The sequence below is a fragment of the Prevotella sp. P4-119 genome (assembly GCF_002251345.1).
GTDB lineage: Bacteria > Bacteroidota > Bacteroidia > Bacteroidales > Bacteroidaceae > Prevotella.
In genome coordinates this window covers 28653-44806 of the sequence record NZ_NPJB01000103.1, presented here as the reverse complement: position 1 = coordinate 44806, position 16154 = coordinate 28653, and the positions used below count along the sequence as shown (strand labels likewise).

13 protein-coding genes are annotated in these 16154 nt (G+C 47.0%); 12 read left to right on the top strand and 1 reads right to left on the bottom strand.

Features of this window, described 5'->3' with window-relative positions; genetic code table 11:
- The first annotated feature begins 3 nt into the window (after positions 1-3).
- The 12 genes from rsmH to ftsZ are packed head-to-tail and all read left to right on the top strand — an operon-like array spanning position 4 to position 15077.
- Positions 4-921, top strand: a complete 918-nt coding sequence (gene rsmH, locus CIK89_RS12800; RefSeq protein ID WP_094391746.1) for a 16S rRNA (cytosine(1402)-N(4))-methyltransferase RsmH — start codon at positions 4-6, stop codon at positions 919-921.
- Positions 922-933: 12 nt separating this feature from the next.
- Positions 934-1422 carry an FtsL-like putative cell division protein gene (locus tag CIK89_RS12795; RefSeq protein WP_254046324.1) on the top strand — a complete coding sequence of 163 codons (489 nt, stop codon included), beginning with the start codon at positions 934-936 and terminating at the stop codon, positions 1420-1422.
- 8 nt (positions 1423-1430) lie between these two features.
- Positions 1431-3575, top strand: coding sequence for a penicillin-binding protein (locus CIK89_RS12790; RefSeq protein ID WP_094391745.1), 2145 nt, complete (start codon positions 1431-1433; stop codon positions 3573-3575).
- A gap of 41 nt (positions 3576-3616) precedes the next feature.
- On the top strand, positions 3617-5071 hold the full coding sequence (locus tag CIK89_RS12785) for a UDP-N-acetylmuramoyl-L-alanyl-D-glutamate--2,6-diaminopimelate ligase (RefSeq protein ID WP_094391744.1): 1455 nt from the start codon (positions 3617-3619) through the stop codon (positions 5069-5071).
- Between the two features lie 8 nt (positions 5072-5079).
- The gene (locus CIK89_RS12780; protein ID WP_094391743.1) at positions 5080-6351 is read left to right on the top strand and encodes a phospho-N-acetylmuramoyl-pentapeptide-transferase; all 1272 of its coding nucleotides are present in this window, start codon (positions 5080-5082) and stop codon (positions 6349-6351) included.
- Positions 6348-7679 carry a UDP-N-acetylmuramoyl-L-alanine--D-glutamate ligase gene (gene murD / locus CIK89_RS12775; RefSeq protein ID WP_094391742.1) on the top strand — a complete coding sequence of 444 codons (1332 nt, stop codon included), beginning with the start codon at positions 6348-6350 and terminating at the stop codon, positions 7677-7679. The genes CIK89_RS12780 and murD overlap by 4 nt, the downstream gene beginning before the upstream one ends.
- 33 nt (positions 7680-7712) lie before the next feature.
- Positions 7713-8984, top strand: coding sequence for an FtsW/RodA/SpoVE family cell cycle protein (locus CIK89_RS12770; protein ID WP_094391741.1), 1272 nt, complete (start codon positions 7713-7715; stop codon positions 8982-8984).
- Positions 8985-9017: 33 nt separating this feature from the next.
- Entirely contained in the window at positions 9018-10133 is a 1116-nt protein-coding gene (gene murG / locus CIK89_RS12765; RefSeq protein WP_094391740.1) for an undecaprenyldiphospho-muramoylpentapeptide beta-N-acetylglucosaminyltransferase, read from the top strand.
- The gene (gene murC, locus CIK89_RS12760; protein WP_094391739.1) at positions 10123-11502 is read left to right on the top strand and encodes a UDP-N-acetylmuramate--L-alanine ligase; all 1380 of its coding nucleotides are present in this window, start codon (positions 10123-10125) and stop codon (positions 11500-11502) included. Before murG ends, murC begins: the two co-directional genes overlap by 11 nt.
- Positions 11503-11524: 22 nt before the next feature.
- Entirely contained in the window at positions 11525-12283 is a 759-nt protein-coding gene (locus tag CIK89_RS12755; RefSeq protein ID WP_094391738.1) for a cell division protein FtsQ/DivIB, read from the top strand.
- A gap of 15 nt (positions 12284-12298) precedes the next feature.
- Entirely contained in the window at positions 12299-13744 is a 1446-nt protein-coding gene (gene ftsA, locus CIK89_RS12750; protein ID WP_094391737.1) for a cell division protein FtsA, read from the top strand.
- Positions 13745-13763: 19 nt separating this feature from the next.
- The gene (gene ftsZ / locus CIK89_RS12745) at positions 13764-15077 is read left to right on the top strand and encodes a cell division protein FtsZ (RefSeq protein ID WP_094391778.1); all 1314 of its coding nucleotides are present in this window, start codon (positions 13764-13766) and stop codon (positions 15075-15077) included.
- A gap of 307 nt (positions 15078-15384) precedes the next feature.
- Here ftsZ and recO read toward each other — a convergent pair whose 3' ends face one another.
- Positions 15385-16110, bottom strand: coding sequence for a DNA repair protein RecO (gene recO, locus CIK89_RS12740; RefSeq protein ID WP_094391736.1), 726 nt, complete (start codon positions 16108-16110; stop codon positions 15385-15387).
- Between the last annotated feature and the right edge of the window lie 44 nt (positions 16111-16154).

The window sequence follows — 16154 nt, the reverse complement described above, 5'->3', positions numbered from 1 at the left end:
GACATGGCAAAAACGGCAGAAACATACCACGTACCTGTGCTCCTCAACGAGAGCATCAACGGACTTGACATCAAGCCCGACGGCATCTATGTAGATGTGACATTCGGCGGAGGTGGACATTCGCGCGAAATACTGCGTCATCTCGGTCCCAATGGACATCTCTACAGCTTCGACCAAGATGCCGATGCAGAGCAAAACATCGTGAATGACGACCGTTTCACCTTTGTCAGAAGCAACTTCCGCTACCTCTGCAACTGGATGCGTTACTATGGCATTGACCATATCGACGGGCTGTTGGCTGACCTTGGCGTATCAAGCCACCACTTCGACGACGAGACCAGGGGCTTTTCCTTCCGATTCGATGCACCATTGGATATGAGAATGAACAAACGCGCAGGTACAACTGCAGCCGATATTCTCAACAACTATACAGAAAGTCAGTTGGCAGACATCTTCTACCTCTACGGAGAAATGAAGAGTGCACGACGCATCGCCGCCGCCATCGTCAAGGCAAGAGCCGCTCACCCCATCGTCACAACAAGCGACCTGACCACCGTCATCGAACCGCTAATGCGCTCCGAGCGGGAGAAAAAAGACATGGCAAGACTCTATCAGGCACTTCGTATCGAAGTCAACCATGAGATGGACGCCCTGCGCGACATGTTGCTGGGAGCAACCCGAATGTTGGGAAAAGGCGGAAGACTGAGCGTCATCACCTACCACTCATTAGAAGACCGACTCGTGAAAAACGTGATGAAAGCCGGTAATGTGGAAGGAAAAATAGAACAAGACTTCTTCGGACGCATCACCAGCCCATTCCGGTTGGTCAACAACAAGGTCATCACACCCTGCGATGAAGAACTTCAAAACAATCCCAGAAGCCGTAGCGCAAAACTGAGAATAGCAGAGAAAACAGAATAACACCACAAGAAAATGACAAATAAAGATTCAGACATCATTCTCGACGAGAATAAGGAAACCACAGAAGACGCCGCCGTCAGTAAAAAACAGATGCGTGCCGAAAAGGCAGAACAGCAGCTGCAAGAGACGCTGAAGAAGATACAGGAGACGGCACAGGACAGCGATACCCATCCCGGACAACAGCTCAGCATGAAGAGCGTATTGGGTGGCGACTTCCTGACGGCAGACTTTGTGCGCGCTCAAGTCGGACTGATTCTCCTCGTGGTGGCATTCACACTCGTCTATATCGCATTCCGCTATCAATATCAGCAAGACATGGTAACCATACGAAAACTGGAGATTCAGCTCAAGGATGCTAAAAACAAAGCATTGGCAGCATCGAGCACGCTCACCGAAAAATGCCGTGAGAGCCATGTACTCGAAACACTTCAACAGAACAAGGACTCGGTATTACACATAGCCGACCAGCCACCATATATTATACAAGTGCCCGAAAACTAAACCCGTCAATGAGTAAAATAAACAATAGCAGCATAGCACAGCGGTATTTCTGGATCGCTTTCGCACTGGTAATCGTATTCATTATGATTATCGGAAAGGCATTCTATACCATGACGGCAAAGAAACAATACTGGATAGAGGTGGCAAGCAGACTCAAGAGCGACAGTATTACCGTCAAGCCCAACCGAGGAAATATCCTCAGTTGCGACGGACAACTCATGGCAAGTTCTATTCCCGAATACAAAATCTATATGGACTTCGGTATAGATAACGAGGACCAAGACTCGCTATGGAACGACAAAGTGGATTCTGTCTGCACAGGTCTCAGCAAGATATTCCCTGAGCGTTCGGCTGCGGAGTTCAAACGACATCTCGAAGAAGGACACAACAAAAAGGCACGCCACTGGCCCATTTGGCCCAAACGCATCACCTACAACACCTATACGGAGGTGAAGGCGCTGCCGTTCTTCTCACTCTCGAAAAACGCAAGCGGATTCCACGAAGAGGAATTTAATGCACGCCGGCGCCCATTCGGATCACTGGGCGAACGCACCATCGGTTCTATGTATGGCGCAAAAGACAGCGCCAGACTCGGACTGGAACTGGCTTACGACACAATTCTCCGCGGAACACCTGGTCTCAATAAGCGACGCAAAGTGCTCAACGCACAACTGAACATTCCGGTCACGCTACCCATCGACGGATGCGACATCGTCACAACTATTGATGTCAACATGCAAGACTTGGCAGAACGCGCACTCGTGGCAGAACTGAAAAAAGACAACTGCGACCTCGGCGTTGCCATCCTCATGGAAGTGGCGACGGGCGATATCAAGGCTATTGTCAACATGGAGCGTTGCCCAGGCGACGTATTCCGCGAAACAAAAAACTTTGCCGTGGCTGACCTGCGCGAACCTGGATCGGTATTCAAAACCGCATCTGTCATGGTGGCGCTCGACGACGGAGTGGCTGATACCGCACAACACATAGAAACAGCTGGAGGCATCTGGCCCATGCACGGCGCACAGATGAAAGACCACAACTGGCGAAAAGGCGGTTATGGCTACATCTCTCTCGGACGTGCGATGGAAGTCAGTTCGAACATCGGTATCAGCCGAGTGATCGACGAAAACTACGGCAACCGACCTGAGAAATATGTGGAAGGAATCTACCGCACAGGACTTGCAGCCGACCTCAAACTGCCCATTCAGGGATATGCAAGACCTCACATCCGCATGCCCAAGAAGAACAAGCGAGGACAATGGCTCAACTGGAGTAAGACCGCACTACCGTGGATGTCGATAGGATACGAGACTCAGCTTCCACCAATATCCACACTCACCTTCTATAACGCCATTGCCAATGATGGTGTGATGATGCGCCCACGCTTTGTGAAATACATCATGAAAGAAGGGAAAGTCGTTGAGGAATATCCACCGACGAAGGTCATGGAAAAACGAATGGCTAAAATGAAAACCGTGAAAATCGTGCAATCGCTACTCGAACGAGTGGTCAGCAAAGGCACAGGTAAGAAAGCCGGATCGAGAATGTTCCATGTGGCGGGAAAAACCGGAACCGCACAAGTGGCACAGGGTGGCGGTTATAAAACAGGAGGTATTGCCTATTGGCTTTCATTTGCAGGTTATTTCCCCGCAGAAAAGCCACGCTACTCCTGCATCGTCTGCATCAAAAGATCAGGATACGGTGGTTCTGGCGGTATGAGTGCCGATGTGTTCCACCAGATTTCAGAAGGTGTAATGGCGCGTAACCTCAAACTCGGTATCAACGATGCCCATGACGAAAACTCCATCGTAATACCCGATGTAAAACGAGGCGATATGGGAGCCGCCGGCTATGTATTGAGCCATCTCGGCATTAAAACCTCAGAAAACTGGAGCGGATCGTATGCAGATGGCAACCCGATATGGGGCTCAGCCGAACGTCATAGTAACAAAGTGGCTCTCCACAAACACGACGTAGGCAAGGGTATCGTACCCGATGTTGTGGGCATGGGCGCCAAAGATGCAGTTTATCTGTTGGAGTCAACAGGAATGAAAGTAAAGCTCCAAGGCCGTGGGCATGTCAAACGACAAAGTTGCCAAGCAGGACAGAAACTACAAAAAGGAACCGTCTGCACCCTGATATTGGAATAAATAAACATATGTTGAACTCTTATATTAATATAATAAGGTATATGAAACTTAGCGAACTGCTGAAATCCGTCAGCATCCTGCAAATAGCAGGACCGGCAGAAACCGAAATTACAGGCGTGAATATCGACTCACGCAAAATAGAGAAGGGACATCTCTTTGTGGCTATCAAAGGCACACAGACTGATGGACACAAGTTCATAGCCAAAGCCATAGAACTGGGAGCAACTGCCATTCTCTGCGAGGATATGCCTGAGGAAAAAATCGAAAGCGTAAGCTACTTGCAAGTGGCTTCAACCGAAGATGTGGTAGGTCAGGTGGCAACCAATTTCTACGGCAATCCTTCTAAGAAGCTCAAACTGGTGGGAGTTACTGGCACCAACGGTAAAACAACCATCGCCACATTGCTCTACAACATGTTCCGTAAGTTCGGACACCGTTGCGGACTGCTCTCAACCGTCTGCAATTATATTGAAGACGAAGCCATTGCAGCCGATCATACCACTCCAGACCCCATCGAACTCAATCATCTGCTCCACCGCATGGTTGAAGCTGGATGCGAATACGCCTTCATGGAGTGTTCAAGCCATGCCATTGCGCAAAAACGTATCGGCGGATTGACATTTGCAGGAGGCATCTTCACCAATCTCACACGCGACCACCTCGACTATCATAAGACTTTCGAAAACTATCGCAACGCCAAGAAGGCATTCTTCGACGGACTGCCCAAAGAGGCTTTTGCCATCACCAATGCCGATGACAAAAACGGTAGCGTCATGGTTCAAAACTGCAAAGCCAATATCAAGACCTACTCCATACGCCAAATGGCTGACTTCCGCGCACACATTATCGAATGTCACTTTGAAGGCATGTATCTCGAAATCAACGGTCGAGAAGTAGGCGTGCAATTCATCGGTAAGTTCAACGTCAGCAACCTTTTGGCTGTCTATGGCGCTGCTGTCATGCTGGGCAAGAATCCCGAAGACGTTCTCGTTGTGATGAGTACGCTGAAAAGCGTGGCTGGACGCTTGGAGCCGATTCGTTCCAAAGACGGAATCACAGCCGTAGTAGATTATGCACATACTCCCGATGCATTGGAGAATGTACTTAATGCCATCCACGAAGTACTCGAAGGCAAAGAGGGACACGTCATCACAGTTTGTGGCGCAGGAGGCAACCGCGACAAAGGCAAGCGCCCGCTCATGGCACAAGAGGCTGTCAAACAGAGCGACCGCGTCATCATCACCAGCGATAACCCACGCTTTGAGGAACCACAAGATATCATCAACGACATGTTGGCGGGCCTCACTCCTCAACAGATGAAAAAGGTCGTGAGCATCGTCGATCGCAAAGAAGCCATCCGTACCGCCTGCATGATGGCACAAAAAGGCGATGTCATCCTCATAGCAGGTAAAGGTCATGAAGACTATCAAGAGATAAAAGGCGTAAAACATCATTTCGACGACCGCGAAGTGGTCAGAGATATTTTTAACTCATAATTCAGACTATGTTATACTACCTGTTTAGATTTTTAGAAGGATTCGACATCCCAGGAGCACATATCTGGTCGTACATTTCCTTCCGTGCACTTCTGGCATTAATTCTATCTCTGGTCATCTCGGCATGGTTCGGCGAGAAATTCATTCGCTGGATGAAGCGACACCATATATCAGAAACTGCTCGCGACGCCAGTATCGATCCCTTCGGTGTGGAAAAGAAAGGTGTTCCTACCATGGGCGGTATTATCATCATCGTAGCCATTCTGGTACCTGTCCTACTGTTGGGCAGAATGCGCAACATCTATCTCATTCTGATGATTGTCACTACGGTATGGTTGGGATTCCTTGGATTCCTCGACGACTATATCAAGATCTTCAAAAAGAACAAGGAAGGTCTAAAGGGCAAATATAAGATTGTGGGACAAATCAGTATTGGCTTCATTGTGGGATTAACACTTTGGCTGAGTCCTGATGCTGTAGTACGGGAAAATATATCTGTACAACAACAGAATCAAGAAGTTGTTATCAAGCATAAGACTGAAAATGTCAAGTCGCTGCAGACGACTATTCCATTCTTTAAGAACCATAATCTCGATTATTCCAACATCATGGCATTCTGCGGAGAACATAAAGTTGCAGCCGGATGGATTCTCTTTGTCGTTATGACAATTATAGTAGTAACCGCTGTGAGCAACGGCGCAAACCTCAACGACGGTATGGACGGTATGTGTGCCGGCAACTCGGCCATCATTGGTGTGGCACTTGGAATCTTTGCATACGTCAGCAGTCATATTGTCTATGCGGCATACTTCGACATCATGTATATTCCCGGTTCACAGGAACTTGTAGTATTCCTATGTGCCTTTGTCGGAGCCATGATAGGATTCCTATGGTATAATGCCTACCCTGCACAGGTCTTTATGGGCGACACAGGTTCGCTGACGATCGGCGGCATTATCGGTGTATGCGCAGTCATCATCCATAAGGAATTGCTGTTGCCTGTTCTCTGTGGCATTTTCTTCATCGAGAGTCTGAGTGTCATCATCCAGACCCAATGGTTCAAATGGCAGAAACGTAAGGGCAAGCGCGTACGTGTGTTCCGTGCCACACCAATCCATGACACATTCCGCCGACTTGATTCACAACTCGACAGTACCAGTACCTATCTGTTGCGCAACTGGCCACATCGTCCGTTCCATGAATCTAAAATTACCATCCGTTTCTGGATTACAACCATTATATTAGCAGCAATAACGATTATAACATTAAAAGTAAGATGAGCAGAATCGTAGTATTAGGTGCCGGAGAAAGCGGTGCAGGCGCCGCTGTACTGGCCAAGAAAGAAGGTTTCGACGTGTTCGTCAGCGACATGTCGAAAATTAAAGACAAGTATAAAAAGCTGATGGACGACCACCATATCGAATGGGAGGAAGGTCAACACACAGAGGAAAAGATTCTCAATGCCGATGAAATTATCAAAAGTCCTGGCATCCCTGACACAGCACCAATGATAGTTAAAGTGAAGGAGAAGGGCATTCATATCATCAGCGAGATAGAATTTGCTGGTCGATACACCGATTCGAAAATGATATGTATTACTGGTTCAAATGGTAAAACTACCACAACGAGCCTCATCTACCATATCTTCAAAGAGGCTGGATACGATGTAGGATTGGCAGGCAATATCGGAAATTCGCTGGCACTTCAAGTGGCAGAAGATCCACATGCCTATTACGTTATCGAACTGAGTTCATTCCAGTTGGACAACATGTATGACTTCCGTGCCAACATTGCCATTCTGCTGAACATCACTCCAGACCATCTCGACCGATATGACTTCTGCATGCAGAATTATGTAGATGCAAAGATGCGCATCATCCAGAATCAGACGCCTCAAGATGCCTTCATCTTCTGGAACGATGATCCCATCATCCATAACGAACTGAGCAAATATGACATCAAAGCCATACTGTATCCTTTCTCCGAACTGAAAGAAAAAGGAAGCATCGGTTACATCGAAGAAGGAGAATACAAGATTGAGAAACCCGAACCATTCAACATGGAGCAGGAGTCTCTCAGTCTGACGGGCAAACACAATATCTACAATTCGCTGGCTGCAGGTATCGCTACCAACATAGCAGGTATCAAGAAAGACATTATCCGCCAGTCGCTCAGCGACTTCCCCGGCGTAGAGCATCGCTTGGAAAAGGTTTGTTCGGTACGTGGCGTCCAGTATATTAACGATTCAAAAGCCACCAATGTGGATGCATGCTGGTACGCATTGGAATCAATGAAAAACAAGACCATCCTCATCATTGGCGGAAAAGACAAGGGCAACGACTATAGTCCTATCATCCCATTAGTAAAAGAGAAATGTGCTGGCATTGTATATCTTGGAGCCGACAATAAGAAGTTACACGACAATTTCGACAATCTCGGAATACCAGTACGCGACACCCATTCTATGAAAGAATGTGTAGAAGCCTGCTACGAAATGGCAGAACCGGGTATGACTGTTCTGCTGAGTCCGTGCTGTGCATCATTCGACTTATTCAAAAACATGGAAGACCGCGGCGAACAGTTCAAGACGCTGGTCAGAAATTTATAACACATCATAGAAGCTATATCAACAACAAAAGCAATGAACTTTAAGATCAGCAATATCTTCAAAGGCGACAAGGTCATCTGGATGGTCTTCTTCTTCCTCTGCATGGTCAGTATCGTCGAAGTTTTCTCGGCTTCAAGTCAACAAACCTACAGAAGTCAGAACTACATCGGCCCTATCGTGTTTCATGCAGGAACCATCATCGCTGGCTTTGCTGTTGCACTCGTCATGCCACTTATACCTTGTCGTTATTTCAAACTGATGATAGTACCGCTATTATTCCTAAGCGCATTATTGCTGATTGTTGTATTAGTTGGCGGAGAAACCATCAACGGAGCAAATCGAAGTCTCAATATCATAGGACTGTCGTTCCAGCCATCCGAACTGGCAAAAGGAACGGTAGTGCTTGCAACTGCACAAGTACTGGCAGTCATGCAACGAGAAGACAGGGCCGATCTCAAAGCCTTCAAATACATCATGTTCTATACCGTTGGCATATGTATTCTGATTGGTCTTGAGAACCTTTCAACAGCCATGTTGCTCTTTTTCGTTGTAGCTTTGATGATGATAATCGGTCGAGTACCATGGAGACAACTGTTCCGTCTCTTTGCTTTATGCGCCAGTCTGGGAGTTGCTGTTCTTACTTTCGTCATGGTGGCGGGACATCAGGAAGAACCTGCCATGGAGAGTAAGGCCAAGACCGAAAAAGTAGAAGCCCCGAGAAAGAAAAATTTTGCCGACAAGATTCTCCACCGTGCTGATACTTGGAAAGGACGTATTCTGAGTTTCAATAAACCAGACGTAGCCCCAAAAGACTTCGATATACAAGGTAAGGATGCCCAGGTAGCACACGCCAACATAGCTATTGCCACCAGCAATATCATCGGCATCGGACCTGGAAAATCGGTAGAGCGCGACTACCTACCACAGGCATATTCTGATTTCATCTTTGCCATCATTATTGAAGAATTGGGATTGTTCGGAGCTATTGGCGTCATTTTCCTCTATACGGTATTGCTTTATCGTGGCATCCGCATTGCCAACCGATGTGAGAACTATTTTCCTGCATTTCTCGTCATGGGACTCACCTTATTGCTCGTAGTACAAGCCATAGCCAACATGGCTGTGGCAGTAGGTCTGGGACCTGTCACAGGCCAACCGTTACCATTGGTATCAAAAGGTGGTTCGTCAACGATCATCAACTGCGCTTATATTGGTGTCATCCTCAGCGTCAGCCGTACGGCTAAAATCAAGAAAGACAAGAATGTTGATAAAAAATGCAACGAGAATTCGGCAATGACGAAATAAAGTTGTAATTTTGCAAAATACTATATATAAGGTATGAGTAAAGAGCTTAGAGTTATAATCAGCGGCGGCGGAACGGGAGGACACATTTTTCCTGCCGTGTCCATAGCTAACGCTTTAAAGACATTACGTCCAGATGCAAAAATTCTATTTGTAGGAGCATTAGGACGCATGGAGATGCAACGTGTGCCTGCTGCAGGCTACGACATCAAGGGTCTTCCCATCTGCGGTTTTGACCGTAAGCATCTACTAAAGAATTTCAAGGTGCTCTACAAAATATGGAAGAGCCAGCGCATGGCCAAGCACATCATAAACGACTTCAAACCGCAAGTAGCTGTAGGAGTTGGTGGATATGCCAGTGGCCCTACCCTCAACAAGGCTGCTGCTATGGGCATTCCCTGTCTTATTCAAGAACAGAACTCGTATGCTGGTGTTACCAACAAACTTCTCGCCAAGAAAGCCGAGAAAATTTGTGTAGCATATGACCACATGGAACGTTTCTTCCCAGCCGACAAGATTGTGAAGACGGGCAATCCCGTGCGCCAGTCTCTACTCGACACTACGACATCTCACGAAGATGCCGTACGTTCATTCGGTTTGGATGCCAACCGTAAAACTATTCTGTTGGTAGGTGGTAGCTTGGGTGCACGCACCATCAACGATAGTGTGATGCAGCATCTCGACCTCATTCGCAAGAGCGACGTACAGTTTATCTGGCAAACAGGTAAATACTATCATGCCGCCATTATGGATCAGTTAGCTCATGACGGTAGGCCTGACAATCTCATCGTTACCGACTTCATCAGCGATATGGGAGTAGCTTACAAAGCAGCCGACCTCGTCATCAGCCGTGCCGGAGCAAGCAGCATCTCTGAATTCTGCCTCATAGGCAAGCCCGTCATTCTCGTCCCCAGCCCGAATGTAGCCGAAGACCACCAGACTAAAAATGCCATGGCACTGGTAGATGCCGATGCGGCACTCTATGTAAAAGATGCCGAAGCAGCAACCAAGCTCTTGCCTTTGGCCATCGAGACAGTAGGCAACAATGCCAAGCTCACATCGCTTAAAGAGAATATATTAAAACTCGCACTGCCCGATTCGGCAGAAATCATCGCCAAAGAAGTGATAAGATTAGCAAACAATGGAAATTAAAGACATCAAAGCTGTATATTTCATCGGAGCTGGTGGCATAGGCATGAGCGCCATCGCCCGTTATTTCATACATCGTGGATTGGTTGTTGCCGGCTACGACAAAACCCCAAGTGCCTTAACTCTACAATTGGAACGTGAAGGCATGCTCATTCATTACGAAGAAAATATCGATGAGATTCCCCATGCCTGCAAGCAACCACAGACATGTCTAGTAATCTACACACCAGCCATACCTTCCGACCATCAGGAACTGCAATATTTCCGTCAAAACGGTTTTGAAGTAGAAAAGCGTGCACAAGTGCTCGGTACATTGACTCGTGAACACAAAGGCCTCTGTGTGGCAGGTACTCATGGTAAGACCACCACATCTACCATGTGTGCACATATCATGCATCAGAGCCATTTAGACTGCAATGCCTTCTTGGGTGGTATCTCCAAGAACTATGGCACCAATTACATTCTTTCCAATTCCGATTATGTGGTAATAGAAGCCGATGAGTTCGACCGTTCATTCCATTGGCTCAGTCCATGGATGACAGTCATCACCGCTACCGACCCTGACCATTTGGATATCTACGGCACTAAGGAAGCCTATCTTGAGAGTTTCCGCCATTATACCGAACTGATACAGCCAGGTGGCAATCTCATCATCCATCGCGACCTTGAGATGAAGGAAAACCTGCAAGAAGGTGTAAACCGGTACGATTATTCCCTTCATGAAGGTGACTTCCATGCAGAAAATATTCGTATCGCCAACGGCGAAATCACCTTCGACTTCATATCACCCATCGAATGTGTGAAGGATGTACAATTGGGACAACCCGTGCCCATCAATATCGAAAATGGTGTGGCAGCCATGGCCATGGCACAGCTCTCAGGTTGTACAGCCGAAGAACTGCGCTACGGCATGCAGACCTATGGTGGTGTAGAACGTCGTTTCGACTTTAAGTTGAAGAACGACAAGATAGTATTCCTCAGCGACTATGCCCACCATCCTAAAGAGATTTATCAGAGTGCCAAGAGCATTCGCGAACTCTATAGCGACCGTAAGATTACTGCAATCTTCCAGCCGCACCTTTACACTCGCACAAGAGATTTCTATAAGGACTTCGCCAATGCGCTGAGTCTTTTGGATGAAGTCATTCTCACCGAGATATATCCTGCACGTGAACAACCTATCGAAGGTGTGACTTCACAACTCATCTACGACAACCTGCGTCCTGGAATAGAGAAGCACATGATAGCCAAATCAGATGTGCTCCAATACATCAAGGACCATTCGTTTGATGTACTCATCGTGCTTGGTGCCGGTGACCTTGACAATCAAGTGCCACAAATCACCAAGATACTGAAAGAGAAACAACAATAATAAACAACGTCAACAGCAAGTAATGAACATCAACTGGAAGAAATCCGCCATTATCGTGATAGATATCGCTCTGGCTGTCTATCTGTTTCTGGCCATCACGGTTTTCAATGAACCGCAAGACCAGAAAGCAGTATGCACCCGTGTGGATATCCGCATCACCGACGGAATGGCGGAGGGATTCCTTGGTGAGTCAGAAATAGAATCGCAACTGAAGGCCAATAAACTCTACCCACAGGGGCAGCCCATGTCGCAAGTCAACGTGCGAGCTATCGAAGAGTCGCTGTTACTCAATCCTTTTGTCAAGGAAGCACAATGCTATAAGACGCAAGGCGGTAAAGTCATCATTCTACTCAACCAGCGTCTTCCTGTCATGCGCATCAAAGCAGAGAATGGCGATGACTATTACCTCGACGAAAAGGGAAATGTAATGCCCAACACGCACTACACCAGCGACCTCGTCATTGCCACAGGTCACTTCAACAGGAATTACGCAAAGAGATATTTAGCACCTATCGGAGAGAACCTGTTGCATGACCGTTTCTGGAACAACCAGATAGAACAACTCAACGTATTGCATGACGGAACAATAGAGATGGTGCCTCGTGTAGGCAACCATATAGTCTATCTGGGACCACCCACCGACATTCCCCAGAAACTTACACGTCTGGAGAAATTCTACCGTTACGGCCTGAATGTCGCTGGCTGGAATAAATACTCCTACATCAATCTGGAATTCAACAACCAGATTATCTGCAAAAAGAACAAAACAAGCAAACCGTAAAATATAGATATAGAGATGCCAAAAGATTTTATCGTCGCAATCGAACTAGGATCATCCAAGATGACTGGTATCGCAGGAAAGAAGAACCTGGATGGCAGCACACAAGTGCTGGCCGTGGTGAAAGAAGATTCCTCTTCGTTCATCAGAAAAGGTTATGTGAACAATATCGACAAGACAGCCAAAAGCCTAAACAGCATTGTCAAAAAGCTCGAAACCCAACTCAAGACAAGCATCAAATGCGTATATGTCGGCGTAGGTGGGCAGTCTATCCGTTCTGTACATAACGTTATCACTAAAGATTTGCCTGCAGATACTATTGTGACGGAATCAATGGTCAACGACCTTTTGGATTCCAACCGCAATATGGAATATCCCGATTTGGAAACCATCGACGTTGCAGTACAAGAATACAAGGTTGATACACAAAACCAACTTGATCCTGTAGGCATTCCCTGTAGTCATATTGAAGGAAACTTTTTGAACATCCTTCAGCGCAAGACCCTCAACAATAATCTCAACCTCTGCTTCAAGACCGCTAAGATTAATGTTGCCGAACTATTCCTTGCCCCTCTTGCACTTGCCGATGCAGTACTGACCGAAGCAGAAAAGCGTTCAGGTTGCGTCCTGGTAGATCTTGGAGCCGACACCACCACAGTTAGTGTCTATTGGCAAAATGTGCTGCGCCATCTGGCAGTCATCCCATTGGGCGGCAACAATGTCACCAAGGACATCGCATCCCTGTCAATAGAAGAAAACGATGCAGAGGAAATGAAGCTGAAATATGCCTCAGCCTTTACTGATCCCAATGAAATCGACAATGAGAAGAAATATCCCATCGACAGTGACCGTCAGGTAGAAAGCAGTAAGTTTATCGAGATTGTCGAAAGTCGCATAGAAGAGATTATCGCCAATGTATTGTATCAGATACCCGACAAATACTGCGACAAACTGCTGGGTGGCATCATCCTCACCGGTGGCGGTTCTAAGATGAAGAATATAGAAAAGGCATTCCGTTCCTATACCAATATCGAAAAGATTCGCATTGCTAAGACCGTCAACATGACCATCACAGGCAACCAGCCCGAGATAACAGCCAAAGACGGAACAATGAATACCGTACTTGGAATATTGGCAAAGGGAGACATCAATTGTGCCGGTGGCGATCTCGCAGACAAGACCGACCTCTTTAGCACCGGCGAACATACCGCCACTGTCACACAAGGCATCCATCGTCCAGTACGCACAGTCGGCGAGATTCCTCCTGGAGTAGTTCCTACAGCAGACGAAAGAGCCCTTGCAGAAGAAGCCAAGCGAAAGAAGCAGGAAGAAGACAAAAAACGCGAGGCAGAAGAAGCAAAAGCCCGTGCTGCAGCCGAAGAGCGCAAGAAGAACAATCCTGTCGGCAAGATGATGGGATGGCTGAAGAAAGTCGGCCAGGAGTTTACCAAGGATGAAGACTAAACCACAAAATCAAAGAATTATGAGCGAGACAAATAATACAAACAATATATTGGATTTTGGCGATCCAGACAAGAGCAACAGCATCATCAAGGTCATCGGTGTAGGTGGCGGAGGCGGCAACGCAGTCAACCACATGTATCGGAAAGGCATCCACGATGTAACCTTCGTGCTCTGCAACACCGACAACCAAGCCCTCAACGACTCTCCCGTCCCTGTCCATCTGCAGTTGGGCAAAGAAGGACTCGGTGCCGGCAACAAACCCGAAAAAGCCCGAAAGGCTGCCGAAGAGAGCGCAGATGACATTCGAGAAATGCTCAACGATGGTACCCGCATGGCATTCATCACTGCCGGAATGGGCGGTGGTACAGGTACAGGTGCCGCACCTGTCATTGCACGCATCTCCAAAGAGATGGACATTCTGACTGTAGGTATCGTGACAATTCCCTTCCGTTGGGAAGGCACGCAAAAGATAGACCAAGCCCTCGACGGCGTAGAAGAAATGGCCAAGCATGTTGATGCCCTGCTTGTCATCAACAATGACCGCCTTCGCGAGATATATCCCGACCTGTCCGTACAGGACGCTTTCGGAAAAGCCGACGACACATTGTCAATAGCAGCAAAGTCCATTTCTGAGATTATCACCGAGCATGGACTGATCAACCTTGACTTCAACGATGTGAAGACCGTATTAAAAGACGGTGGTGTGGCCATCATGTCAACAGGTTACGGTGAGGGCGAAGGTCGTGTAAAGAAAGCCATCGAAGCCGCAATCAACTCACCTTTGCTCAACGAGAAAGATGTTTTCAACTCCAAGAAGATTCTTCTCAACATCACATTCGCAGGTGGAAAGAATGGCAACGGCCTGATGATGGATGAAATGGGCGATGTCAACGAGTTCATGGAGAAGTTTAGCGACTTTGAAATCAAGTGGGGACTTGCCATCAATCCTGAATTGGAAAAGAAGGTAAAGGTCACTATCCTTGCCACTGGTTTTGGTGTAGAACATGTGGAAGGCATGAAAGACCACATAAAAGACCGCTTCGCCCAAGAAGATGCCGATGCCATCGAAGCACAAGCCAAGAGGGAAGATCGCCGAGACCGATACTATCACGACACCCCCAACAAGACACGCTACCGTCGTCGCCCGCATATCTATCGCTTTAATGCCGAAGACCTCGATAACGAGAATGTCATCTCAGCAGTAGAACAAAGTCCCACCTACAAGCGCACACGCGAGATACTGGAAAACATCCACAATCAGGCAAACGGACATCCCACTACTGTAGATGAAACCCCTAAGGAAGACATACAGGGAACTATCGTGTTTGCATAACACCACATATCATATACAACCATCGGCGGACACCTTGTTGATAAGGGTGTCCGCCGATTGTATAATAACCAAGCTATCGAAATCCCATAACCATCACATTAATGATATACGCGCGCACACACGTACATATACGCACACGCGCAAGTCATTCATTTTGTCAGCACCAAACATCTTCCTTGCTTAATCTTTTAATTGACAAGCCATTACACAGATGTTCGATACATTTTCAACAACGTCTATCAACACCTATCGAACATCTATCCAACACCAGTCAGAGTTCGTTTAAACCCATGACACACACCAGCAATCAGTCGAACAATTGTTGCAACACCTCAAGACTCTTAAGCATAGGGAATCCCGGAATATGTATTCTGTAATATTCCACGAGCACTTCCGCAATACGATTTCGTTCATGTCTCGACATACGGAAAAGCCGCATGGTGGCAAAATTCATCCGCATCAACTGTTGCAACAATGCCGCATCGTCAGCCGCAATAAAGTCGTGATGCATAGGAACCGTCATAGAGAAACAACTGTTTCTCATATCAAACACACATCCTTCATGATAATCTTCAAGATTAGGAAAGAAACCCAGAAATCTTGAAATGCGCATGAGAAACGTCAGATGGAAGTTGGCATAACCGTCATTTGCAGCATCCAACCACTGCAATGAGTCACAAATATAATCATAGAGCGTCACATTGCGTTGCTCCGATCGGAGACTGTAATACAGGAACTCAGCAACAAAGAGCGCAATAGCTAACTTATCAGCACAGAGGCAAATGGAAGATGCCGGAGCCGTCAACCTCACGTCTTTCAGTCGTTGCAACTGCTGTCCAGGCCTGAGGTCACAAGTCAGTTCCAACATAGTCATCGGTTGGAAATACTGCTTCTTCATCTTTCCCGTATTCTTGCTGCTTACAGTCACGGCAAACGCCATTCTACCCATTTCTTTGGTAAACATATCGACTATAATTTTCTTATCACCATATTTAATGGTATGCAGCACTATTGCGTCTGTTTTTGCTATCATGAGGGCGAAATTACAAAAAAAACACGAATAAAATGCATTTTTTT

Bases quoted from the DNA above. Each gene is read 5' to 3' on its own strand.
- ftsZ (WP_094391778.1), top strand. From the start codon at position 13,764: ATGAGCGAGACAAATAATACAAACAATATATTGGATTTTGGCGATCCA.
- murG (WP_094391740.1), top strand. From the start codon at position 9,018: ATGAGTAAAGAGCTTAGAGTTATAATCAGCGGCGGCGGAACGGGAGGA.
- CIK89_RS12795 (WP_254046324.1), top strand. From the start codon at position 934: ATGACAAATAAAGATTCAGACATCATTCTCGACGAGAATAAGGAAACC.
- rsmH (WP_094391746.1), top strand. From the start codon at position 4: ATGGCAAAAACGGCAGAAACATACCACGTACCTGTGCTCCTCAACGAG.
- murD (WP_094391742.1), top strand. From the start codon at position 6,348: ATGAGCAGAATCGTAGTATTAGGTGCCGGAGAAAGCGGTGCAGGCGCC.
- CIK89_RS12780 (WP_094391743.1), top strand. From the start codon at position 5,080: ATGTTATACTACCTGTTTAGATTTTTAGAAGGATTCGACATCCCAGGA.
- recO (WP_094391736.1), bottom strand. From the start codon at position 16,110: ATGATAGCAAAAACAGACGCAATAGTGCTGCATACCATTAAATATGGT.
- CIK89_RS12790 (WP_094391745.1), top strand. From the start codon at position 1,431: ATGAGTAAAATAAACAATAGCAGCATAGCACAGCGGTATTTCTGGATC.
- murC (WP_094391739.1), top strand. From the start codon at position 10,123: ATGGAAATTAAAGACATCAAAGCTGTATATTTCATCGGAGCTGGTGGC.
- CIK89_RS12785 (WP_094391744.1), top strand. From the start codon at position 3,617: ATGAAACTTAGCGAACTGCTGAAATCCGTCAGCATCCTGCAAATAGCA.
- CIK89_RS12755 (WP_094391738.1), top strand. From the start codon at position 11,525: ATGAACATCAACTGGAAGAAATCCGCCATTATCGTGATAGATATCGCT.
- ftsA (WP_094391737.1), top strand. From the start codon at position 12,299: ATGCCAAAAGATTTTATCGTCGCAATCGAACTAGGATCATCCAAGATG.
- CIK89_RS12770 (WP_094391741.1), top strand. From the start codon at position 7,713: ATGAACTTTAAGATCAGCAATATCTTCAAAGGCGACAAGGTCATCTGG.